This window comes from Plantibacter sp. MCCC 1A11337 (genome assembly GCF_013349365.1).
GTDB lineage: Bacteria > Actinomycetota > Actinomycetes > Actinomycetales > Microbacteriaceae > Plantibacter > Plantibacter flavus_A.
This window is the reverse complement of record NZ_JABJWX010000002.1, coordinates 308,328-327,201: the sequence shown is the minus strand read 5'-3', so window position 1 is coordinate 327,201 and position 18,874 is coordinate 308,328. Positions and strand designations below refer to the sequence as shown.

Here is an 18,874-nt window from a genome sequence, read left to right as displayed (position 1 = left end):
GGAGTCACCCGTCCCCGCGTAGGCCTGGCCGGTTCACAACTCAGGACGGCCCCGGCGGGTCACATCGGCCACCCGGCGTGTCCGGCGGGACGCGCCGCACCGGTCCTGAGTTGTGAACCCCCGCCGTACCCAACTCAGGAGTCGGCCGGAGTGTCGCAAGCACTCCCGCTCGACACGCCGCAGGACTCCTGAGAACGGTCAGGACACACCGCGGTTGTCCTGCGCTGTGGACACCGCACCGCCTTCCGTCCCCAACTCAGGAGTCGTCCGGCGTGTCGGCGTGGTTGCAGGTCGCCACGCCGCAGGACTCCTGAGAACGGAACGGGAGGGACAACGCAGAACGCCCGCCGCACTCCTGGAGTGCGGCGGGCGTTCGGCGTTACGTGGTGCGACTAGTCGGTGCCGGAGTCGAACGCGGCGCCCTCGGAAGCGAGGTCGGTCGCGCGCTCGAGGGCATCCGCGGTCGGGTCGAGGAGTTCGCCGCCGAGGATCTCCTGCGCCTCACCCTGTTCGAGCTTGCCGACGAGGTCCGCGGTCGCGCCGCCGACGATGCCGGCCGCTGCGTACTGCTCGAGCCGCGAGCGCGAGTCCGCGATGTCGAGGTTGCGCATGGTGAGCTGACCGATGCGGTCGTCGGGACCGAACGCTGCGTCGCCGACGCGCTCCATCGAGAGCTTGTCGGGGTGGTAGCTGAGGCCCGGGCCCGAGGTGTCGAGGATCGTGTAGTCGTCGCCGCGGCGCAGACGGATCGAGACCTCGCCGGAGACGGCGGAGCCGACCCAGCGCTGGATGGACTCACGGAGCATGAGCGACTGCGGGTCGAGCCAGCGGCCCTCGTACATGAGGCGGCCGAGTCGGCGACCCTCGTTGTGGTAGTTGGCGACCGTGTCCTCGTTGTGGATCGCGTTGAGCAGACGCTCGTACGCGATGTGGAGGAGCGCCATACCGGGGGCCTCGTAGATGCCGCGGCTCTTCGCCTCGATGATGCGGTTCTCGATCTGGTCGCTCATGCCGAGGCCATGACGACCACCGATGGCGTTGGCCTCGAGGATCAGCGCGACCGCGTCGGCGTACTCGACGCCGTTGAGCGCGACCGGGCGACCGGCCTCGAAGGTGACGGTGACGACCTCGGAGGCGATCGCGACGTCTTCACGCCAGAACGGTACGCCCATGATCGGCTCGACGAGTTCCATGCCGGAGCTGAGCTCCTCGAGGCGCTTGGCCTCGTGGGTGGCGCCCCAGATGTTGGCGTCGGTGCTGTACGCCTTCTCGGTCGAGTCGCGGTACGGGAAGTCGCGGGCGACGAGCCACTCGCTCATCTCCTTACGGCCTCCGAGCTCGCCCACGAAGTCGACGTCGAGCCACGGCTTGTAGATGCGCAGGCGGGGGTTGGCGAGGAGACCGTAGCGGTAGAACCGCTCGATGTCGTTGCCCTTGTAGGTGGAGCCGTCGCCCCAGATGTCGACGCCGTCCTCCTTCATCGCACGGACGAGCATGGTGCCCGTCACGGCGCGACCGAGCGGCGTCGTGTTGAAGTACGTCTTGCCGGCGTTGCGGATGTGGAACGCACCGCACTGGAGGGCGACGAGGCCTTCCTCGACGAGCGCCGACTTCGCGTCGACGAGGCGCGCGATCTCGGCGCCGTACTCCTTGGCGCGGTCGGGGACGGCGCCGATGTTCGGTTCGTCCGCCTGGCCGATGTCGGCGGTGTAGGTGCACGGGACGGCACCCTTCTCGCGCATCCAGGCTACGGCGACGGAGGTGTCGAGACCTCCGGAGAAGGCGATGCCGACGCGCTCGCCGACGGGGAGGCTGCTCAAGACTTTAGACACGCCTGCGATTCTACGGGTTCACGCGCCACGGTGTTCATTCGCCCATTCTTGGGCGACGGAAGGCCCATTCGCCCAGGAATGGGCGAATGAACCGGAGCGGAGCACGTCGCCGCCGGTACCGCCTCGCCCGAGCCGGGGGACGGCGGGGGCTGTGGCGATATCGACGGCGACGCTGCTGTGAACCGGACGGATCGGACCAGGTCCACTCAGGCGCTGTTCGGGTCTCGCGCCATGAGCTTCGCGAGTGCATCGGGATGACGATTCGTCGACTCCAGAGTGATTCTCGCAGCGCCTGTCGGCCATCCGCATGTCCCACTACTGGGGTCATCGGCAGGGGTCGACAGGCTCCGCGAGACGCGGCACTACCAGATGGTGACGCGCTCCTCGGGGGCGAGCCATGCGGCGTCGGACTCGGTGACGCCGAACGCCTCGTAGAAGGCGTCGATGTTCCGGACGATCTGGTTGCAGCGGAACTCGTTCGGAGAGTGCGGGTCGATCGACAGCAGTCGGATGACCTCCGCGTCGCGTCCCTTCTGCTGCCAGGCCTGCGCCCAGGAGAGGAAGAACCGCTCCGCGCCGGTGAGGCCGTCGATGACCGGCGGCTCGGCGCCTTCGAGCGACAGCAGGTACGCCTTCCAGGCGATGCCGAGCCCGCCGAGGTCGCCGATGTTCTCGCCGATCGTCAGGGCACCGTTGACGTGGTGGTCGGGCACCTGGGCGGGCGCCAGCGCGTTGTACTGCTCGATGAGCGACGCGGTGCGCTCCTCGAACGCCGCGCGGTCGGCCTCGGTCCACCAGTCGGTGAGTCGGCCGTCGCCGTCGAACTTCGACCCCTGGTCGTCGAAGCCGTGCCCGATCTCGTGGCCGATGACCGCGCCGATGGCCCCGTAGTTCGCGGCGGCGTCGCGGCCGGCGTCGAAGAACGGGTACTGGAGGATGGCGGCCGGGAACACGATCTCGTTGAAACCGGGGTTGTAGTAGGCGTTGATCGTCTGCGGCGTCATGAACCACTCGTCGCGGTCCAGTGGCTTACCGATCTTGCCGAGCTCGCGGTCCATCTCGAACCGGCTGGCGCGACGGACGTTGCCGAGCAGGTCGTCGGCTTCGAGCTCCAGCGCCGAGTAGTCGCGCCACTTCACGGGGAAACCGATCTTGGGCGTGAACTTGTCGAGCTTCTCCAGCGCGCGCGTGCGGGTCTCGGGGCTCATCCACTCGAGGTTCTCGATGCTGTCGCGGTACGCCTCGACGAGGAAGCCGACGAGGACGTCCATCTCGTCCTTCGACGTGGCGCCGAAGTGTCGGTCGACGTAGATCCGCCCGACGGCCTCGCCGAGCATGCCCTCGACGAGCGAGACGCCGCGCTTCCAGCGCTCGCGCTGCTGCGGCGTGCCGGTGAGGGTCTTGCCGTAGAAGTCGAAGTTGGCGCGACCGAACTCCTCGGAGAGGTACGGAGCGGCACCGTGGACGACCTTCCAGGCCAGCCAGTCCTTCCAGGACTCGAGCTGCTCCGCGACGAGGAGCTCGCCGAGGCCCTCGAGGAAGCTCGGCTCGCGGACGACGATCTCGGCGAACACCGCGTCGGCGGCGCCGATCGCGTCGCGCCAGACGGCGAGGTCCGGGCCGTCGAGGTCGGCACCCGCGGCGAGCGCCGCCGCTTCGTCCCACGAGTACAGGTTGTACGTCTTCTCGCTGTCGCGGGTGGCGACGTTGTCCCAGTGCTTGGACGCGATCGCCGTCTCGAGGGCGAACACGCGGTCGGCGCGTGCGGCAGCGTCGTCGATGCCGGCGAGCTCGAACATCGTCTGGAGGTGTGCGCGGTAGGCGTCGCGGATCTCGGCGAAGGTGTCTTCACGGAAGTAGGACTCGTCGGGCAGCGTGATGCCGCCCTGTTCGGCGAAGACGAGGTAGCGCTCGGGGTTGCCCGGGTCGTTGTCGACGAAGAGCTGCAGGAAGCCGCCGACCCCTTCCGCCTCGAACTCGCCGGACAGACGGAGGAAGGACTCGATGGAGTCGACCGCTCCGACGCGGGCGAGCTGGTCGGCGAGCGGGGTCGCTCCGAGGGCGTTGGCGCGGTCGACGTCCATGAAGCTCGCGTACAGGGCGCCGATCTTCACGCCCTCCTCGCCGTCGGGGTTCGTCTGCGACTCCTCGATGATGTCGCGGACGGCGTTCTCGGCGTCTTCCGCCAGCTGGTGGAACGATCCCCAGCGAGCTTTGTCGTCGGGGATCTCGGTGCGGTCCATCCACTTGCCGTTCACGTGGCGGAAGAGGTCGTCCTGCGGCCGCACGGCCGGGTCGAGTTCGGAGCGGTCGATGCCGGAGGCGAGCTGCGCGTCAGTCATGCGGATCAGCCTAGCGACGGCACCTGACCACGGCTCGGGTGTTCTCTCAGAGCGGGCGTACCGCTCTGGACGGAGTCCTGTGGAGGAGCGTCCCGAGCGCTTCGGAGAACGAGGGACTACCGTTGACCCACCCGGCCGGAAGGAGCCCGCGTGGACTGGTTGGCCGACTTCCCGCCCGGCGTCCTGCTCCTCGTCGTCTTCCTGGTCGTCGCGGTCGAAAGCCTCGGCGTGCCGTTGCCGGGAGAGACCGTGCTCATCGGGGCGACCCTCCTCGCCGCGTCGAGCGGCCTGAATCCGGTGTTCGTCGCCGCTGCGGCCGCCGGTGGTGCGATCCTCGGCGACTCGATCGGGTACTGGATCGGCAAGCGATACGGTCGGCGGCTCCTGTCGGTGCTGAACCGCAGGTTCCCGAAGCACGTGGGGCCGAAGCGGCTGGGCGCCGCGGTGCACCTCATGCGGCGGTGGGGGCCGTGGGCGGTGTTCGTCGGACGGTTCATCGCGGTCCTCCGCATCTTCTCCGGGCCGCTGGCCGGTATGTTCCGCATGACGTACCCGCACTTCCTCGTCGCCAATGCGGCGGGTGGCATCGCCTGGGCCTCACTCGTGGTGACGGTCGTCACCATCCTGGGGAGCGCTGCGACCGAGTTCCTGCACCGCTTCTCCTGGGCGGCGCTCGCGTTGGCCGGCGCCGCGGCCGTCGTGATCGCGGTGGTCGTCGTGTTCCGGATCCGTCGTCGGGCTGCCCAGCCGGCCGCCGATCGCGCGCCCGTGTCGATGACCGAGGCGGAGCTCGACGAACTGCTGTCGCCATCCGGCCCGGCCTCGGCCACGACCGACGCCGGAGACCGCGTGGACACGCCGCCCACCCGGGCCGCCGGCTCGGCCCCCGCCCGCACCGATCTGCGCGTCGCGATCGCCGTCGTCCTGACGCCGCTGCGCTGGGCCCTGCGGACGACCCCCGCGACCACCGCCTTTGTCACCGTCTTCGTCGCCCTCGGCGTCGTGACCGGTGGCCTGTGGCGCCCGATCGACCAGGCCGCCTGGTACCCGGCGTTCGCGTACGGGGTGCCGAGCCTCGAAGCCGGGCGCTGGTGGACGGTCCTGACGGGCATGTTCATGACCGCCGACCCGCTCGCCTACCTCATCGCGATCGTCGGCGCGGCCGTCTTCGGCGGGTGGGTGGAAGTCCGATTCGGCACGCTGCGGGCGTCGGCGATCTTCGTGGCCGGCCATCTCGTCGGTATCCTCGGAGCCCTCGGCGCGGCCCTGGCGCTGGCTCGGCTCGACTGGCCGTGGGCGCAGTCCCTCGTGACGACGCTCGACGTCGGTCCGAGCTGCGGCGTCCTGGCCTGCGTCGCCACCGCGACCGCGTTCATGCGTTCCCCCTACCGGCTGCGCTGGCGGCTGCTGCTCCTGTCGTGGGTGTCGATAGCGCTCCTCTACATCGGGAAGATCGACGACCTCGAGCACTTCATCACGACCGTCGTCTTCGTGATCGTGGCCCGCCTCCTCCTCGGCGAGCACCGGTCGACCCCGCGACCCACCATGCGCGACTGGCGACTCTTCGCGGTCGCCGGGTTGCTCGTGATCGGTGCGGTGCAGCTGCTCGTCACGCTGGTGCCGCTCGACGGGCCGCTCGGCTCGACCACCCTGACGCAGGGCTCCATCCTCGACGTCGGGGTCGACACCGTCGCGATCCTGGTGATCGCGAACTGGCTCCGCCGTGGTCATCGCTGGGCCTGGTGGGCGGCGATGGTGCTCACCGTCGGCAACCTGCTGGTCACCCTCGCCCTCATCGCCCTCGCCTGGCTGGCCCAGGTGCCGGTCGTGGCGTCGACCATCTGGATCTCCGCGAGCGTCCTGTGGGTGGGACAGGCGGTGGTCCTCGGACTGTCGCGCCACGCGTTCCGGGTCGCGGCGAACCAGACCAGGCGACGCCTGCCGGGGGCGATCGGTCCTGGTGCGCGGCGAGCACGCGCCCGGGCGGCGCAGCTGCTGCGCGAACACGGCGGCGGACCGCTGGCGGCCTCGGCGCTCCGCCCCGAGAACCGGGTGTTCGTCACGGCCGACGGCGGACACGCGGTCGCCTACCAGCAGCACGCCGGCGTCGCGCTGGCCCTCGGCGAGCCGATCGGCGACCCCGGCGGTGCAGCAGCAGCGGTGTCGGCGTTCGCGACGGCGGCCGAGCAGGAGGGGCTCACCCCGGCGGTCTTCGCCACTCGCGACGCGCGCATCGTGCCCGAGGGGTGGCGGGTGTCGCCGCTCGGTCGAGACCTCGTGCTCGACCTCGGCGAGGCGGATGCATCAGAACCCGCTGGTCCGGACGATGCGACGGAAGCCATCGGCGCGGATTCGACGACCCCGATCCTGCTGCCCGCTCGCGAACTGCCGTGGGAGCTCCGCAGCCAGATCCGCGCGCTGTCCTCGGTGTGGGTGTCCGACCGGCACGTGCCCGAGCTCGGTCTCACGGTGGGTTCGAGCATCGACGCCCCCGATGGCGACGACCAGGAGCCGGCTGCCGCGGTCCGGGTCTCCGTCGTGACCGACGCCGCAGGCGCCGTGCTCGCGGCGGCGTCCTGGTTGCCGATCCCCGGGGCCGGAGGCATCGTGCACGGGTGGGCGCTCGACGCGGTCCGTCGTGCTCTGCCGGACGACGACGTCGACACGGCTACGCCTGCGGGTACAGCGTCGGGGGAACGCACCGGCCGAGCCGTCGAGCGGGCCCTGACCGACGCCTGCCGACGATTCTCGTCCGAAGGTGCGTCCATGGTCTCGTTCGCTGCTTCCGGGCTGGCACAGGACGGCACCGAGCCCGACGGCGTCGCCGTTCGCACGATGGCCGGCATCGCCCACCGGGTCGACCCGCTCGTCGGCTTCACCGAGATCGCCGACGTCGCCGAGCGCCTGGGCGCCACCGCCGTGCCGCTGCTCCTCGCCTGTCGCGAGGACGCCGACCAACCGCGGGTCGCCTACGCCGCTGCCGCGGGATTCCTCACCGGCATCCGCCTCCGCGACCTCCCTGGCCTGAGCGGATCGCTGCTCGCGCGGTAGGCCGTCGACTCGTCCCGTCTCGGACGGCGAAGCGGCGTGTCACCACCCGCAGCTAGGCTCGGCGGGTGACCACGGGACAGGACAGGCGACGGCTGCGGCCCGTCGACCGCGACATCCTGCGGCTCGCGGTCCCGGCGCTCGGGGCACTGATGGCGGAGCCGCTGTTCCTGCTCGCCGACTCCGCGATGATCGGTCACCTCGGCGTCGTACCGCTCGCCGGCCTCGGGGTCGCGAGCGCGGTCCTGCAGACGGTCATCGGGCTCATGGTGTTCCTCGCCTATGCGACGACACCGGCGGTCGCCCGTCGGCTCGGACACGGCGACGAACGCGGCGCGGTGTCGCTCGGGGTGGACGGCCTCTGGTTGTCACTCGGGCTCGGCGTCGTGATCGGTGCGGCCGGTTGGTTCCTCTCCCCCACGCTCGTCGGGCTGTTCGGTGCGACCGACGCCGTCGCCCAGCAGGCCGACACCTACCTCGGCATCTCGATGCTCGGCATCCCCGCCATGCTGCTCGTCTTCGGTGCGACCGGGCTCCTCCGCGGCCTGCAGGACACCACCACCCCCCTCGTGGTCGCCGGCGCCGGGTTCGCCGCGAACATCGGCCTCAACTTCCTCTTCATCTACGGCCTCGGACTCGGCATCGCGGGATCCGCCATCGGCACCGTCATCGCGCAGTGGGGCATGGTCGTCGCCTACCTCGTCGTCGTCCTGCGCCACGTGCGGCGGACGGGAGCGCGCCTCCGCCCGCACCGCGCCGGCCTCGGTGGAGCGGCCCGTTCCGGCGGGTGGTTGTTCCTCCGCACCGTCAGCCTCCGCGCCGCGATGCTCATCGCCGTGTTCGTCGCGACCGACCTCGGCACCGACGAACTCGCCGGGTTCCAGCTCGTCATGACCCTCTTCGCCACCCTCGCGTTCGCGCTCGACGCCCTCGCGATCGCCGCGCAAGCGCTCGTCGGCAAGGGACTCGGGGCCGGCGACATGGCAGGGGTGCGCGCCGTCCTCATCCGCTGTCTGCAGTGGGGCGTCGGCTCGGGGATCGTGCTCGGCTTGGTCATCGCCCTCGCGAGCCCGGTCATCGGCCTGCTCTTCACGAGCGACCCCGACCTCGCGGCGCTCATCGTGCCCGCGATCATCGTGCTCGCCGTCACCACTCCGCTCGGCGGCGTCGTCTTCGTCCTCGACGGCGTCCTCATCGGCGCCGGAGACGCGAGGTACCTCGCGATCACCGGGCTGCTCAACACGCTCGTCTTCCTGCCGTTCGCGCTCGCGGTCCTCGCCTGGGCACCCGGCGGGCAGACGGGACTCACCTGCTTGGCGCTCGCCTTCTTCGTCGGCTATCTCGGTGCGCGGGCGACGACGCTCGGCCTCCGTGCCCGGACGACCACCTGGATGCGCACCGGCGCCTGAACGACGATTGGGGAGTTGTCCCCATTGAGGCCGCAACGCCGGCACGCCAGTCTGGAGGCGACATCGATCCACACCGTTCAGGGGGAACCACCATGCCACTCCACTTCGCTCACCACCGCCTCCGCGTGTCCGCCGTGACCGCGGTCGCCGTCCTCGGACTGTTCGGGCTCTCCGCCTGCAGCGGTGGGGAACCGTCCGACTCCAAGCCCGCGTCGACCTCCTCGGCGAGCAGTGAGCCGGAGACGGAGGCCACCGAGGAGGCGCCCGCTGCGAGCGGCGCGAAGTGCACGGAGGAGCAGGTCAACACCCTCAGCGCGGCGAGCGGCGTGTCCGTCCCGGCAGCCGGTATCGCTGCTGCGAAGGCCTCCTTCACACCCGCCACCGTCGTGGGCGATCTGCCGGTCGTGTGCATGTTGAGCTTCGAAGCCGGCGCGGCTTCCGGCAGCTACGCCGTCCTCTCCGGCGGTGCCGCATCACTCACCGCGGCCGCTGCCAACGCCACCGCCGCGGGCGGCGAGGTCACCGAAGCCGGCGGTACCTTCACCACCTCGATCGACGGGCAGACCGTCGTCGGCGTGCCGTTCACGACGCTCACGAAGGAGACCGCGGGCTTCGAGAACGTGGAGGATCTGGTCGTCATCGCTGCGACCGCGCTGGCCGGATAGCGATTCCGCCCTGCCAGGCCGACGCCCGCCCACCCGCGCAAGGGTGGGCGGGCGTTCCCGTCGGCGCGGCTCAACTGGGCCAGGAAGAACAGCACTCGACCCGGGTACCGCGGTGCGGCCACGCCGGCGCCCGTCCATGCCCGTATCAACCGATCGGTGGATACGAGGATCAGCCCCTCCACCGCTACCGGCGCGCGTCGCAGCGGACGAGCATGGTCACCATGAGCACACGACCGATCATCGAGGTCCGCGAGCTGCGCAAGCAGTACGGCGATTTCACCGCCGTCGACGGGGTCTCCTTCGACATCCACACGGGCGAGACCTTCGCCCTACTCGGCCCGAACGGTGCCGGGAAGAGCACCACGATCGAGATCCTCGAGGGCTACCGGCACCGGACGGGCGGCGAGGCGTGCGTCCTCGGTGTCGACCCGGCGAAGGGCGGTCTCGACTGGAAGGCCCGCCTCGGCATCGTCCTGCAGTCGAGCGCCGAGGCCGCCAACGTCACGGTCCGGGAGCAGCTCACACAGTTCGCCCGGTACTACGCGGATCCGCGGGATGTGGACGAGGTCATCGAGGCGGTCGGGCTCACGAGCAAGGCGGGCACGCGCATCGGCAAGCTCTCGGGCGGTCAGCGTCGCCGGGTCGACGTGGCCCTCGGGGTGGTCGGCCGCCCGGCCCTCCTCTTCCTCGACGAGCCGACGACCGGGTTCGACCCCGAGGCGCGTCGGCAGTTCTGGGACCTCATCCGCTCGCTCAAACGCGACGGCACGACCATCCTCCTCACCACCCACTACCTCGACGAAGCCGCCCAGCTCGCCGACCGCGTCGCCGTCATCGCGGCGGGTCGACTCGTGGAGATCGGCGCGGTCGACGAGATCGGCGGCGCCGCGGCCCGGATCCCAGTGGTGCGCTGGCGCGACGAGCACGGCCTCCGCGAGGAACGGACCGGTACTCCGGCTGCCCGCGTCGCCGCCCTCACCGCTGCCGCAGGTGGAGAACCGCGTGACCTGGAGGTCATCCGTCCGAGCCTCGAGGACATCTACCTCGGGCTCGTCCACGCGGCCGACGGCGCTGCGTCGTCGACCACCCCATCAGCAGCACCGTCACCGGCCACGCAGGTCACCACGACAGGAGTCGGCGCATGACCGCCATCGACCGCACCACGACCCCCCTCGTCCCGGCACTCCCCCGAGGACGCACCCTCCGACTCGGAGCGAGCCGGATCGGCTACGAGACCCGCATCTACTTCCGCTCCGGCGACCAGGTGTTCTTCACCTTCCTCTTCCCCGTCGTGATGCTCGCGATCTTCTCGACAGCCTTCAGCGCGATGGGGAACGTGGGCGAGGCACCCGACGGCACCGGCGGGGTCAGTCAGGCCGCCTTCTACCTGCCCGGCATGATCGCCGCCGGCATCCTCCTCTCGGGCGTCCAGAACCTCGCGACCGACATCGCGACGGAGAAAAGCGACGGCACGCTCAAGCGTCTCGGCGGCAGCCCGCTCCCGGTCATCTCCTACTTCCTCGGGAAGATGGGGCAGGTCCTCGTCACCTCGGTGCTCCAGATCGCACTGCTGCTCCTCGTCGCGCGGTTCCTGTTCGACGTCACCCTGCCGACCGAGCCCGAGCGGTGGCTCACCTTCGCCTGGGTCTACCTGCTCGGCATCGCCACGTCGGCGGTCCTCGGTATCGCCCTGTCGGCGCTCCCCCGCACGGGCAAGAGCGCGACGGCCGTCATCATCCCGATCGTGCTCGTGCTGCAGTTCATCTCCGGCGTCTACCTCTCGTTCACGATGCTCCCCGAGTGGCTGCAGAACGTCGCGAGTGTCTTCCCGCTCAAGTGGATCGCGCAGGGCATGCGCTCCGTCTTCCTGCCGGAGGGGTTCGCCTCGCAGGAGCCGTCCGGTGGCTGGGACCTCCCGATGGTCGCGCTCGTCCTCGTCGTCTGGGCGATCGTCGGCCTCGTCCTCACCCGACTCACCTTCCGCTGGGTCCGCCGCTCCTAGCCCGCGAACTGTCAGTTCCGGTGGGTGTACGCCACCGGAACCAGCAGGAAGTGACAGTTCGCGGGCAGGATGGGAGGGTTGGGACATGGACGGACGACGGTGGTGGGATGTCGCGTTCGGCGCGGGGTGCGTGATCGTCGGCGCGCTCGTGAGCGTCAGCGCGGCCGGGGCACAGGAACGGGTCGTCGGCGTCTGGATCGTGCTGGCGGCGCTCTGCCTCGTCTATTACACGGTCGGGCGACGCACCCTGGAGCGACCGCAGGGCGGGCTCTGGTTCGCGATCACCCTCATCGCGCTCACCGCCGTCGGGACGGCGTTCTCCCCGAACGTCCTGACCCTGCAGTGCCTCGTGTTCCCGCTGCTGTGGGTGCTGACACCGAACACCCGGAACGCGATCATCCTCAACATCGCGAGCGCCGCGACCCTCGCCGTCGGCTTCATCGTCGGGCTGGGCGCCACCCCCGACGTGATCCTGCAGGGGCTCGCGATCCAGAGCGTCTCACTCGTCTTCGCGCTGTCCCTCGGTCTCTGGATCACCCGGATCGCCGAGCTCGGCGACGAGAAGGCACGACTCCTGGTCAGTCTGCAGGCGGCCCAGGCCGAAACGGAACGGGCGAGCCGGGAAGCCGGAGCGGCCGCCGAACGGGAACGCATGGCGCGCGACATCCACGACACGATCGCGCAGAGCCTCACGAGCGTGGTGCTGCTCGCTCAACGGGCCCGCTCCGAGGTCGGCGCGACCGTCGCAGGCACGCCGGACGCCTCCCCGCTGGACGGTCGCCCGGTCGCCGCCCTCGACAGCATCGACCTCATCGAGAGCACAGCGCGCGACGCCCTCCGCGAGGCGAGGTCCCTCGTGGCCACGACGGCGGCGATGCCCGCTGCCGACACGACCCTCGGCGACAGCCTCCGACGCTTGGGCGAGCGGTTCGCCCGCGAGACCGGCGTGGCCGTCGACATCGACGCCCCGTCCGAACGGTTCGAGCGGGCACCCGAGGTCGTGCTGCTCCGGAGCGCCCAGGAGGGGCTCGCGAACATCCGGAAGCACGCCGCCGCCAACCGCGTCGAGCTGGTGCTCAGCGTCGACGACGGCTGGGCCGAACTGCGCATCACCGACGACGGGGGCGGGATCGCGGACCCGGAACGCGCGCTCCTCGGGACCAGCCCGGGCGCGGGCTTCGGGCTGCACGGCATGCACGACCGGGTGACGCTGCTCGGTGGGACGGTGGAACTCACGAGTGCCGCCGGAGCGGGGACGACGGTTCGGGTGCGAGTGCCGGTGACGATCGAAGCGGGCCCTTCGACAAGCCCAGGGACCGGGATTCCGACAAGCTCAGGGACCAGACAGGACACACGATGACACGGATCAGGATCGTCGTCGCGGACGACCACCCCATCGTGCGATCGGGCATCGTCGCACTGCTCGGGCGCGCGGACGACCTCGAGGTCGTGGCCGAGGTGGCGGACGGCGCTGCGGCGGTCGCGGCGGCCGAGGAGCACCGGCCGGACCTCGTGCTCATGGACCTGCGCATGCCGGTCCTCGGCGGCGCGGAGGCGACAGCACGCATCGTGCAGCGCGTGCCAGGCGTCCGGGTGCTCGTCCTCACGACCTACGAGACCGACGACGACATCCTCGGCGCGATCGAGGCCGGAGCCGGAGGCTACCTGTTGAAGGCGGCGCCAGAGCAGGAGATCCTGGCCGGCATCCGTTCAGTGGTCGCCGGTCAGACGGTGCTCGCGCCCACGATCGCGGCGACGCTCGTCGGCCGCATGCAGGGTGGGGCACCGACCCGCCCGCAGCTCAGCGCCCGCGAGCTCGAGGTCCTCGCGCTCGTCGCCGCCGGAAACAGCAACCGCGCGATCGCGGCAGCGCTCTTCATCTCGGAGTCGACGGTGAAGACGCACCTGCTGCACGTCTTCGAGAAGCTCGAGGTGGCCGACCGGACCCGGGCCGTCACCCGTGCCCAGGAGCTCCGCCTGCTCTGAGCCGCACCGCACCGGCGCGGGCCACGGGGCGGGTCGGACGACTTCGACCTCGACCAGCTCGCGCTGCAAGGCCGACCGACGAAGGCCTCCGGCTCCGCGGCTCAGCTCGGCCAGTAGTAGGAGAACGCCCACTGCTTGTCGTAGGAACGCTGGTGGCATCCCGTGTAAATGCGAGCTCCGAGGCCCCGGTACTTGGCGGACATGGCCGAGCAGTCGGCCTTCACCGACCCGGTGATCTGGTACCAGACCTGCGGCGCGGCGCTCGCCGGCGCCGTTGCACCACCCACCACCAGTGCCGCGCCGAGGCCTACCGCGGCCAGGAACCTCGCCTTTCGTCTGCGCATCAGATCCCCCGATCCTCCTTGCGGCGACCCCCTGTCGCCGCAGTGCAGCCACGCTAGCGCGCGGACACCACAGCCATCAACCACCGATTTCGCGAGCGGCGGGTGCGATCGATTCGCACCCGCCGTTCGCGACCGATCGTCGGACTAGACCTGACCCCGGGGCTTCGGGGCGTCGGGTTGCGCCGCCGCGTAGGCGGACTGGCCGGTCGCTCCGGGTTCGCCCGCGGGGATCGGGACGAGATAGGCCGCGGTGCCGTACGCCGTCAGCTGCGTCCACGCCCCGCCGATGTCGGTGGTCTCGAGGCGCATGGCGAGGACCGCGTTGGCGCCGCGCTGTTCGGCGTCGGCGACCAAGCGCCGCATGACCTCTTGACGGGACTCGAACAGCAGCGCGGTCATCCCCGGGACTTCTCCGCCGCCGAGCGCGGAGAAGCCGATCGACATGGAGGAGCCCCAGTCGCGAGCGCGCACCGTGAGGCCGATGACCTCGCCGAGGACCGCGTCGATGCGGTGACCGGCGACGGTGTCCGTCGTCACGACGATCACGCGGTCGCCGCCGTTCCGAAGAGCCGCGACAGGGCGGCGAGCGAGAGGGCGGCGATGCCGGTGTCGAGCGTCGGGTGGATGAGCGGGGCGAACTTCGAGGAGTGGTTGCCCGGGAGGTCCTGCTCCATGCGCCCCGACGCGTAGGCTGCGGCGAAGGCCTGCGGGTCGGCGCCGCCGAGGATCCAGTAGACGATTGGCGCGTCTGCGGCCGTCGCCAGCATGCCGACGTCCTCGCTGCCCGTGACGAGACCGGGGTCGACGACGCGGTTGGCACCGAACGCGTCGGCGAACACCGCCGTCACCGCACCGGTCGCCGCGGGATCGTTCACGAGCACCGGGAAGGCCTCGGTGTGTTCGATCACCGGTTCCCGCTCGGCGCCCGACGCCGCGGCCTCGGCGCGGATGATGCGCTCCATGGAGCCGACGACGCGGTCGCGCACGTGCGGCTCGTAGCTGCGGATGTTCACGCCGATCTGTGCCGTGTCGGGGATGATGTTGTTCTTCGTGCCGGCGTGCATCGTGCCGACGGTGAGCACGGCAGTGTCGGTCCCGGCAACCTCGCGGGAAACGATGCTCTGGAGCCTGACGACCGCCGAGGCCGCCATGACGATGGGGTCGATCGTCGACTGCGGGCGGGACCCGTGACCGCCGCGGCCGTGGAAGGTGACGCGGTAGGCGTCGGTCGCGGCGAACGACGGCCCGGCGTGCGTGCCGACGACACCGGCCGGCAGCGGACCGACGTGCTGGCCGAACACGATGTCGGGCTTCGGGACGCGTGCGTAGAGGTCGTCGTCGACCATCGCCTGCGCACCGCCGCCGGCCTCCTCGGCCGGCTGGAACAGGACGACGAGCGTCCCGGACCAGGTGTCGCGCCGTGCGGCGAGCAGTTCGGCGGCGCCCAGCAGGCAGGTGACGTGGACGTCGTGGCCGCAGGCGTGCATGACCGGGACGTCGTTGCCCTCCGGGTCGACCCCGCGTGCGACGCTGGCGTAGTCGAGGCCGGTCTCCTCCAAGACGGGCAGGCCGTCCATGTCGGCCCGCAGCAAGACCGTCGGACCCTCGCCGTTCTCCAGGACGCCGACGACGCCGGTGCCGCCGATCCCCGTCGCGACCCCGTACCCGAGGCCGGTGATGCGGTCCGCGACGAGGGCGGCGGTCCGGTGCTCCGCGAAGGAGAGCTCCGGATTGGCGTGGAGATCCTTGTAGACCGGGGCGAGAGACGCGGCGAGCGCCGCCGCCTCCTGCTGGACGAGTGCTGCGGTGGCGATGGGCTGGTCGGTCATGGGTCTCCTTCGAGCGTCGTCTCCACCCTACGGGGCGGGTCCGCCGTGCGGCAGGATCTGTCGAAACCCCGGCGAGACCTCAGCGCTGTGGAGCGGGGACCCGTGCCGTCGTCGCTCCGCGGTGGAACCGGACGCTGAACTGCTCGCACTCCGGATCGCGGCCGTCGAGCATGGCGATGATCGCACGGCCCGCGGCCGAACCCTTCTCGCGGGAGGGCTGCCACACCGTCGTGAGGTCGTAGTCGAGCCCCTCGACCCGGATGCCGTCGAACCCGACCACGCTGAGCTCCGTGGGGACGGCGATGCCCAGCTCCTCGGCTGCGCGGATGACACCGGCGGCCAGGAGGTCGCTCTGCGCGGCGATCGCCGTCGGCCGTTCATCCGCGGGCACGTCGAGGATCGAGTGTCCGGCGACCCGGCCCTCTTCGAGCGATGACCCCGTGGTGACGAACCCCTGCGCGTCGGGGAAGACGTCGCGGAGGCCCTGCAGGCGCTCGATCGCCGGGACCGTCGTGGCGGATCGCTCCCACTCGGGCGTGAGCGGGCCGCGGCGTTCGGTCGGATCGAGGTTGAGGGTGACGACGGCGACGCGCTCGTGGCCGAGGTCGGCGAGGTGCTGGGCCTCCGCACGCACGCCGCCGCGGTTGTCGACGGCGATGTCGGGCACGCCGAGGGCTGCGAGGCCCTCGATCGACACGATCGGCATCCCCCGTCGACTGAGGATCGCGACCGAGCTGTCGAGGTTGGGGCTGCAGCCGATGAGGACGACGCCGTCCATCGGCGCGTTGCTCAACTGCAGGGTGCCCTCCTGCGCGTCGTTCAGCAGGAGGAGTCCTGCGCCGACCGCACCGAGCTCGTCGGCGAGTCCGTCGAGGGTCTGGACCATCACGGGGTCGCGGAAGGAGTGCCCGATCCGGCCTGCGACGACGGCTCCCACGATGCCGCTGCGTCCCTGACGGAGGGAGCGGGCCCGGGGGTCGGGTCCGGCGTAGTCGAGGTCGGCGGCAGCCTGCAGCACGCGCTGCTTGGTCGCTTCGGACACGGGTCCGGCGCCGCTGAACGCGAGCGAGGCGGTCGATGGTGACACCCCCGCGCGCTCGGCGACATCGGCGAGCGTCGGTCGCGAGGGGCGTGTTTCCTGGTCCACGGTCTGCTAGCTTAGTCGACGGAATCGAATCGATTCGATAGCCTCCCGATCCACGGGCTTCACCACCCGTTCCACACGGCGCCCAGGCGCACCAGCACCGAACCCGAGGACCACGTGTCAGAGCCGACCAACCCGCACACCGCCCCCGTCGCCCTGCGACCACGCCGCGAACTGCTCGCCTGGCGGAACGCGATCTTCGTGGTCTTCGCCCTCAGCGGCCTCAGCATCGCGACGTGGGTGGCCCGCATCCCCGCCATCCGCGACAACCTCGGACTCACCACCGGCACCGTCGGGCTGCTCATCCTGGGCATGTCGATCGGATCGGTCGTCGGGCTCGTCGCCTCCCAGCACCTCCTCGCACGACTCGGACCGCGGCGAGGCATGCAGCTGGTGCTCGGGGTCGTCGCGACCGGACTCCTCCTCATCGGCGTCGGCGCGAGCCTCGTACCGCTCGCTGGGATCGTGCTGGTCGGGCTCATCGTCTTCGGCTTCGGAAACGGAGCCCTCGACGTGATGATGAACGTCGAGGGAGCCGCAGCCGAACAGGAACTCGGCAAGACGGTGATGCCGCTGATGCACGCGTGCTTCAGCTTCGGCACGGTCGCCGGAGCGGGGCTCGGCGCTCTGGCCTCGGCGATCGGCCTCGAGGTGTTCTGGCACGCGCTCATCATGGCGGTCGCCATCACCGTCGCGACCGTCGTCGCCGTACGCTTCGTCCCGGTCCAGCAGGACGTGGCCGCCGAGGCCGACGACGCACCGAAGACGCCGTGGCAGGAGCGTCTCCGCGAGAGCCTCTCGGTCTGGGCGGACGGCCGGCTCATCCTCATCGGCGTCATCATCCTCGGTATGGCGTTCGCCGAGGGCAGTGCCAACGACTGGCTCGCTTTGGCCGTCGTCGACGGCCACGGGCAGAGCAACACGACCGGCGCGCTCGTCTACGGGGTCTTCGTCACCGCGATGACCGTCGGTCGCATCGTCGGCGGGCCCCTCATCGACCGGTTCGGACGGGTGCCGGTGCTCCGGGTGTCGGCTGGAGCCGCGATCGCCGGGCTCGTCCTGTTCATCCTCACGCCGGTGACCGGACTGATGATCCTCGGCACCGTGCTCTGGGGACTCGGCGCCTCGCTCGGGTTCCCGGTGGGCATGTCAGCCGCGGCCGACGACTCCAAGCGCGCTGCGGCACGGGTGAGTGCCGTCGCGATGATCGGCTACTGCGCGTTCCTCGTCGGTCCGCCGCTCATCGGCATCCTCGGCGACGCCATCGGCCTGCTGAACGCCCTGTTCGTCGTGCTCGTACTCATCGTGTTCGCCGGCCTTGCCTCTCCGGCCGCCCGCGAGAGCAGCCGCCGCAAGCGCTGAGCCCCGTTCGTTCGCACATATTCGGGCGATTCAGGGTTCCGTCGCCCGAACATGGGCGAATGGACGTGCTGCGGTGTCGCGGTAGGCTCGTCGTCGTGCGTTTGGTGATTGCGGAGTGCTCGGTCGACTATGCCGGACGGTTGTCGGCTCACTTGCCGCTCGCCAAGCGGCTCCTCATGGTGAAGAACGACGGCAGCCTGCTCGTCCACTCCGACGGCGGCTCCTACAAGCCGCTGAACTGGATGAGCCCGCCCTGCGTGCTCACGACGGTCGAGCCCGACGAGACGCAGGCCGCGGCCGGGATCACCGAGCTGTGGAAGGTCACGCACAAGAAGACCGGCGACGCCCTCATCGTGTCGATCCACGAGGTCCACCACGACAGCGCGCACGAACTCGGCGTCGATCCGGGCCTCCAGAAGGACGGCGTCGAAGCGCACCTGCAGAAGCTCCTCGCGGAGCAGATCGAGCTCCTCGGCGACGGCTACCGACTCATCCGCCGCGAGTACATGACCGCGATCGGCCCGGTCGACATCCTCGCCACCGACGCGACCGGGGCGTCCGTGGCGGTCGAGCTGAAGCGCCGCGGCGACATCGACGGCGTCGAGCAGCTCACCCGCTACCTCGAACTCATGAACCGCGACCCGCTCCTCGCTCCCGTGCAGGGCGTGTTCGCCGCACAGGAGATCAAGCCGCAGGCGCGCACCCTCGCCCAGGACCGCGGGATCCGCTGCGTCGTCCTCGACTACGACGCGATGCGCGGCCTCGACGACAGCGACTCCCGCCTCTTCTGAGGTCGACTGCTGCGTTCGGTCAGCGCGGTGCGCCCGCGCGAGCGCGCCCGAACCGGCGTGAGCGCGCCCCAGGCGCGTGAGCGCGCCCCTCCGGAGACCCGCGCTCAGCGCGCAGCACCG

General features: G+C 70.7%; 15 protein-coding genes. 9 read left to right on the top strand and 6 right to left on the bottom strand.

What is annotated here, in order from left to right:
- Positions 1-392: 392 nt before the first annotated feature.
- Together argG and HOW07_RS08875 are read right to left on the bottom strand one after the other, a co-directional pair.
- The gene (gene argG / locus HOW07_RS08880) at positions 393-1,832 is read right to left on the bottom strand and encodes an argininosuccinate synthase (protein ID WP_121293015.1); all 1,440 of its coding nucleotides are present in this window, start codon (positions 1,830-1,832) and stop codon (positions 393-395) included.
- Positions 1,833-2,194: 362 nt separating this feature from the next.
- Positions 2,195-4,174, bottom strand: a complete 1,980-nt coding sequence (locus HOW07_RS08875; protein WP_175116694.1) for a M13 family metallopeptidase — start codon at positions 4,172-4,174, stop codon at positions 2,195-2,197.
- A 150-nt stretch (positions 4,175-4,324) separates the two neighbouring features.
- Here HOW07_RS08875 and HOW07_RS08870 point away from each other — a divergent pair, with 150 nt between their 5' ends.
- The 7 genes from HOW07_RS08870 (at position 4,325) to HOW07_RS08840 (ending at position 13,284) form a co-directional block, all read left to right on the top strand.
- Entirely contained in the window at positions 4,325-7,225 is a 2,901-nt protein-coding gene (locus tag HOW07_RS08870) for a VTT domain-containing protein (protein ID WP_175116693.1), read from the top strand.
- Positions 7,226-7,290: 65 nt separating this feature from the next.
- A complete protein-coding gene (locus HOW07_RS08865) occupies positions 7,291-8,631 on the top strand; it encodes an MATE family efflux transporter (protein WP_371743625.1) in 1,341 nt (446 codons plus the stop codon).
- 92 nt (positions 8,632-8,723) lie between these two features.
- Positions 8,724-9,296, top strand: a complete 573-nt coding sequence (locus tag HOW07_RS08860; RefSeq protein ID WP_121293007.1) for a hypothetical protein — start codon at positions 8,724-8,726, stop codon at positions 9,294-9,296.
- Between the two features lie 221 nt (positions 9,297-9,517).
- Positions 9,518-10,441 carry an ABC transporter ATP-binding protein gene (locus HOW07_RS08855; protein ID WP_175116692.1) on the top strand — a complete coding sequence of 308 codons (924 nt, stop codon included), beginning with the start codon at positions 9,518-9,520 and terminating at the stop codon, positions 10,439-10,441.
- Positions 10,438-11,298, top strand: a complete 861-nt coding sequence (locus HOW07_RS08850; protein ID WP_121293006.1) for an ABC transporter permease — start codon at positions 10,438-10,440, stop codon at positions 11,296-11,298. Before HOW07_RS08855 ends, HOW07_RS08850 begins: the two co-directional genes overlap by 4 nt.
- An 85-nt stretch (positions 11,299-11,383) precedes the next feature.
- Positions 11,384-12,658 carry a sensor histidine kinase gene (locus HOW07_RS08845; RefSeq protein ID WP_175116691.1) on the top strand — a complete coding sequence of 425 codons (1,275 nt, stop codon included), beginning with the start codon at positions 11,384-11,386 and terminating at the stop codon, positions 12,656-12,658.
- A complete protein-coding gene (locus HOW07_RS08840; protein ID WP_071261495.1) occupies positions 12,655-13,284 on the top strand; it encodes a response regulator transcription factor in 630 nt (209 codons plus the stop codon). The genes HOW07_RS08845 and HOW07_RS08840 overlap by 4 nt, the downstream gene beginning before the upstream one ends.
- 101 nt (positions 13,285-13,385) lie before the next feature.
- On the opposite strand, the gene HOW07_RS08835 is transcribed toward HOW07_RS08840, so the two are convergent.
- From HOW07_RS08835 to HOW07_RS19805, 4 genes are all read right to left on the bottom strand, one after another.
- Positions 13,386-13,628, bottom strand: a complete 243-nt coding sequence (locus HOW07_RS08835) for a hypothetical protein (RefSeq protein ID WP_175116690.1) — start codon at positions 13,626-13,628, stop codon at positions 13,386-13,388.
- 144 nt (positions 13,629-13,772) lie between these two features.
- Entirely contained in the window at positions 13,773-14,165 is a 393-nt protein-coding gene (locus HOW07_RS08830; protein WP_314138173.1) for a YbjQ family protein, read from the bottom strand.
- A 5-nt stretch (positions 14,166-14,170) separates the two neighbouring features.
- The gene (locus tag HOW07_RS08825; RefSeq protein WP_175116689.1) at positions 14,171-15,457 is read right to left on the bottom strand and encodes an amidohydrolase; all 1,287 of its coding nucleotides are present in this window, start codon (positions 15,455-15,457) and stop codon (positions 14,171-14,173) included.
- A gap of 79 nt (positions 15,458-15,536) precedes the next feature.
- Positions 15,537-16,604 (bottom strand): LacI family DNA-binding transcriptional regulator, encoded by a 1,068-nt coding sequence (locus HOW07_RS19805; RefSeq protein ID WP_175116688.1) that lies wholly within the window; start codon positions 16,602-16,604, stop codon positions 15,537-15,539.
- Between the two features lie 114 nt (positions 16,605-16,718).
- On the opposite strand from HOW07_RS19805, the gene HOW07_RS08815 reads away from it, so the two are divergent.
- Positions 16,719-17,963 (top strand): MFS transporter, encoded by a 1,245-nt coding sequence (locus tag HOW07_RS08815; RefSeq protein ID WP_371743624.1) that lies wholly within the window; start codon positions 16,719-16,721, stop codon positions 17,961-17,963.
- A gap of 95 nt (positions 17,964-18,058) precedes the next feature.
- Complete coding sequence (gene nucS / locus HOW07_RS08810) at positions 18,059-18,754, top strand: endonuclease NucS (protein WP_064294112.1); 696 nt, start codon at positions 18,059-18,061, stop codon at positions 18,752-18,754.
- Positions 18,755-18,874: the final 120 nt, after the last annotated feature.

Excerpts from the sequence above, each read along its gene's own strand:
- HOW07_RS08875 (WP_175116694.1), bottom strand. The coding sequence starts at position 4,174 with ATGACTGACGCGCAGCTCGCCTCCGGCATCGACCGCTCCGAACTCGAC.
- HOW07_RS08860 (WP_121293007.1), top strand. The coding sequence starts at position 8,724 with ATGCCACTCCACTTCGCTCACCACCGCCTCCGCGTGTCCGCCGTGACC.
- HOW07_RS08855 (WP_175116692.1), top strand. The coding sequence starts at position 9,518 with ATGAGCACACGACCGATCATCGAGGTCCGCGAGCTGCGCAAGCAGTAC.
- HOW07_RS08850 (WP_121293006.1), top strand. The coding sequence starts at position 10,438 with ATGACCGCCATCGACCGCACCACGACCCCCCTCGTCCCGGCACTCCCC.
- HOW07_RS08845 (WP_175116691.1), top strand. The coding sequence starts at position 11,384 with ATGGACGGACGACGGTGGTGGGATGTCGCGTTCGGCGCGGGGTGCGTG.
- HOW07_RS08840 (WP_071261495.1), top strand. The coding sequence starts at position 12,655 with ATGACACGGATCAGGATCGTCGTCGCGGACGACCACCCCATCGTGCGA.
- HOW07_RS08835 (WP_175116690.1), bottom strand. The coding sequence starts at position 13,628 with ATGCGCAGACGAAAGGCGAGGTTCCTGGCCGCGGTAGGCCTCGGCGCG.
- HOW07_RS08825 (WP_175116689.1), bottom strand. The coding sequence starts at position 15,457 with ATGACCGACCAGCCCATCGCCACCGCAGCACTCGTCCAGCAGGAGGCG.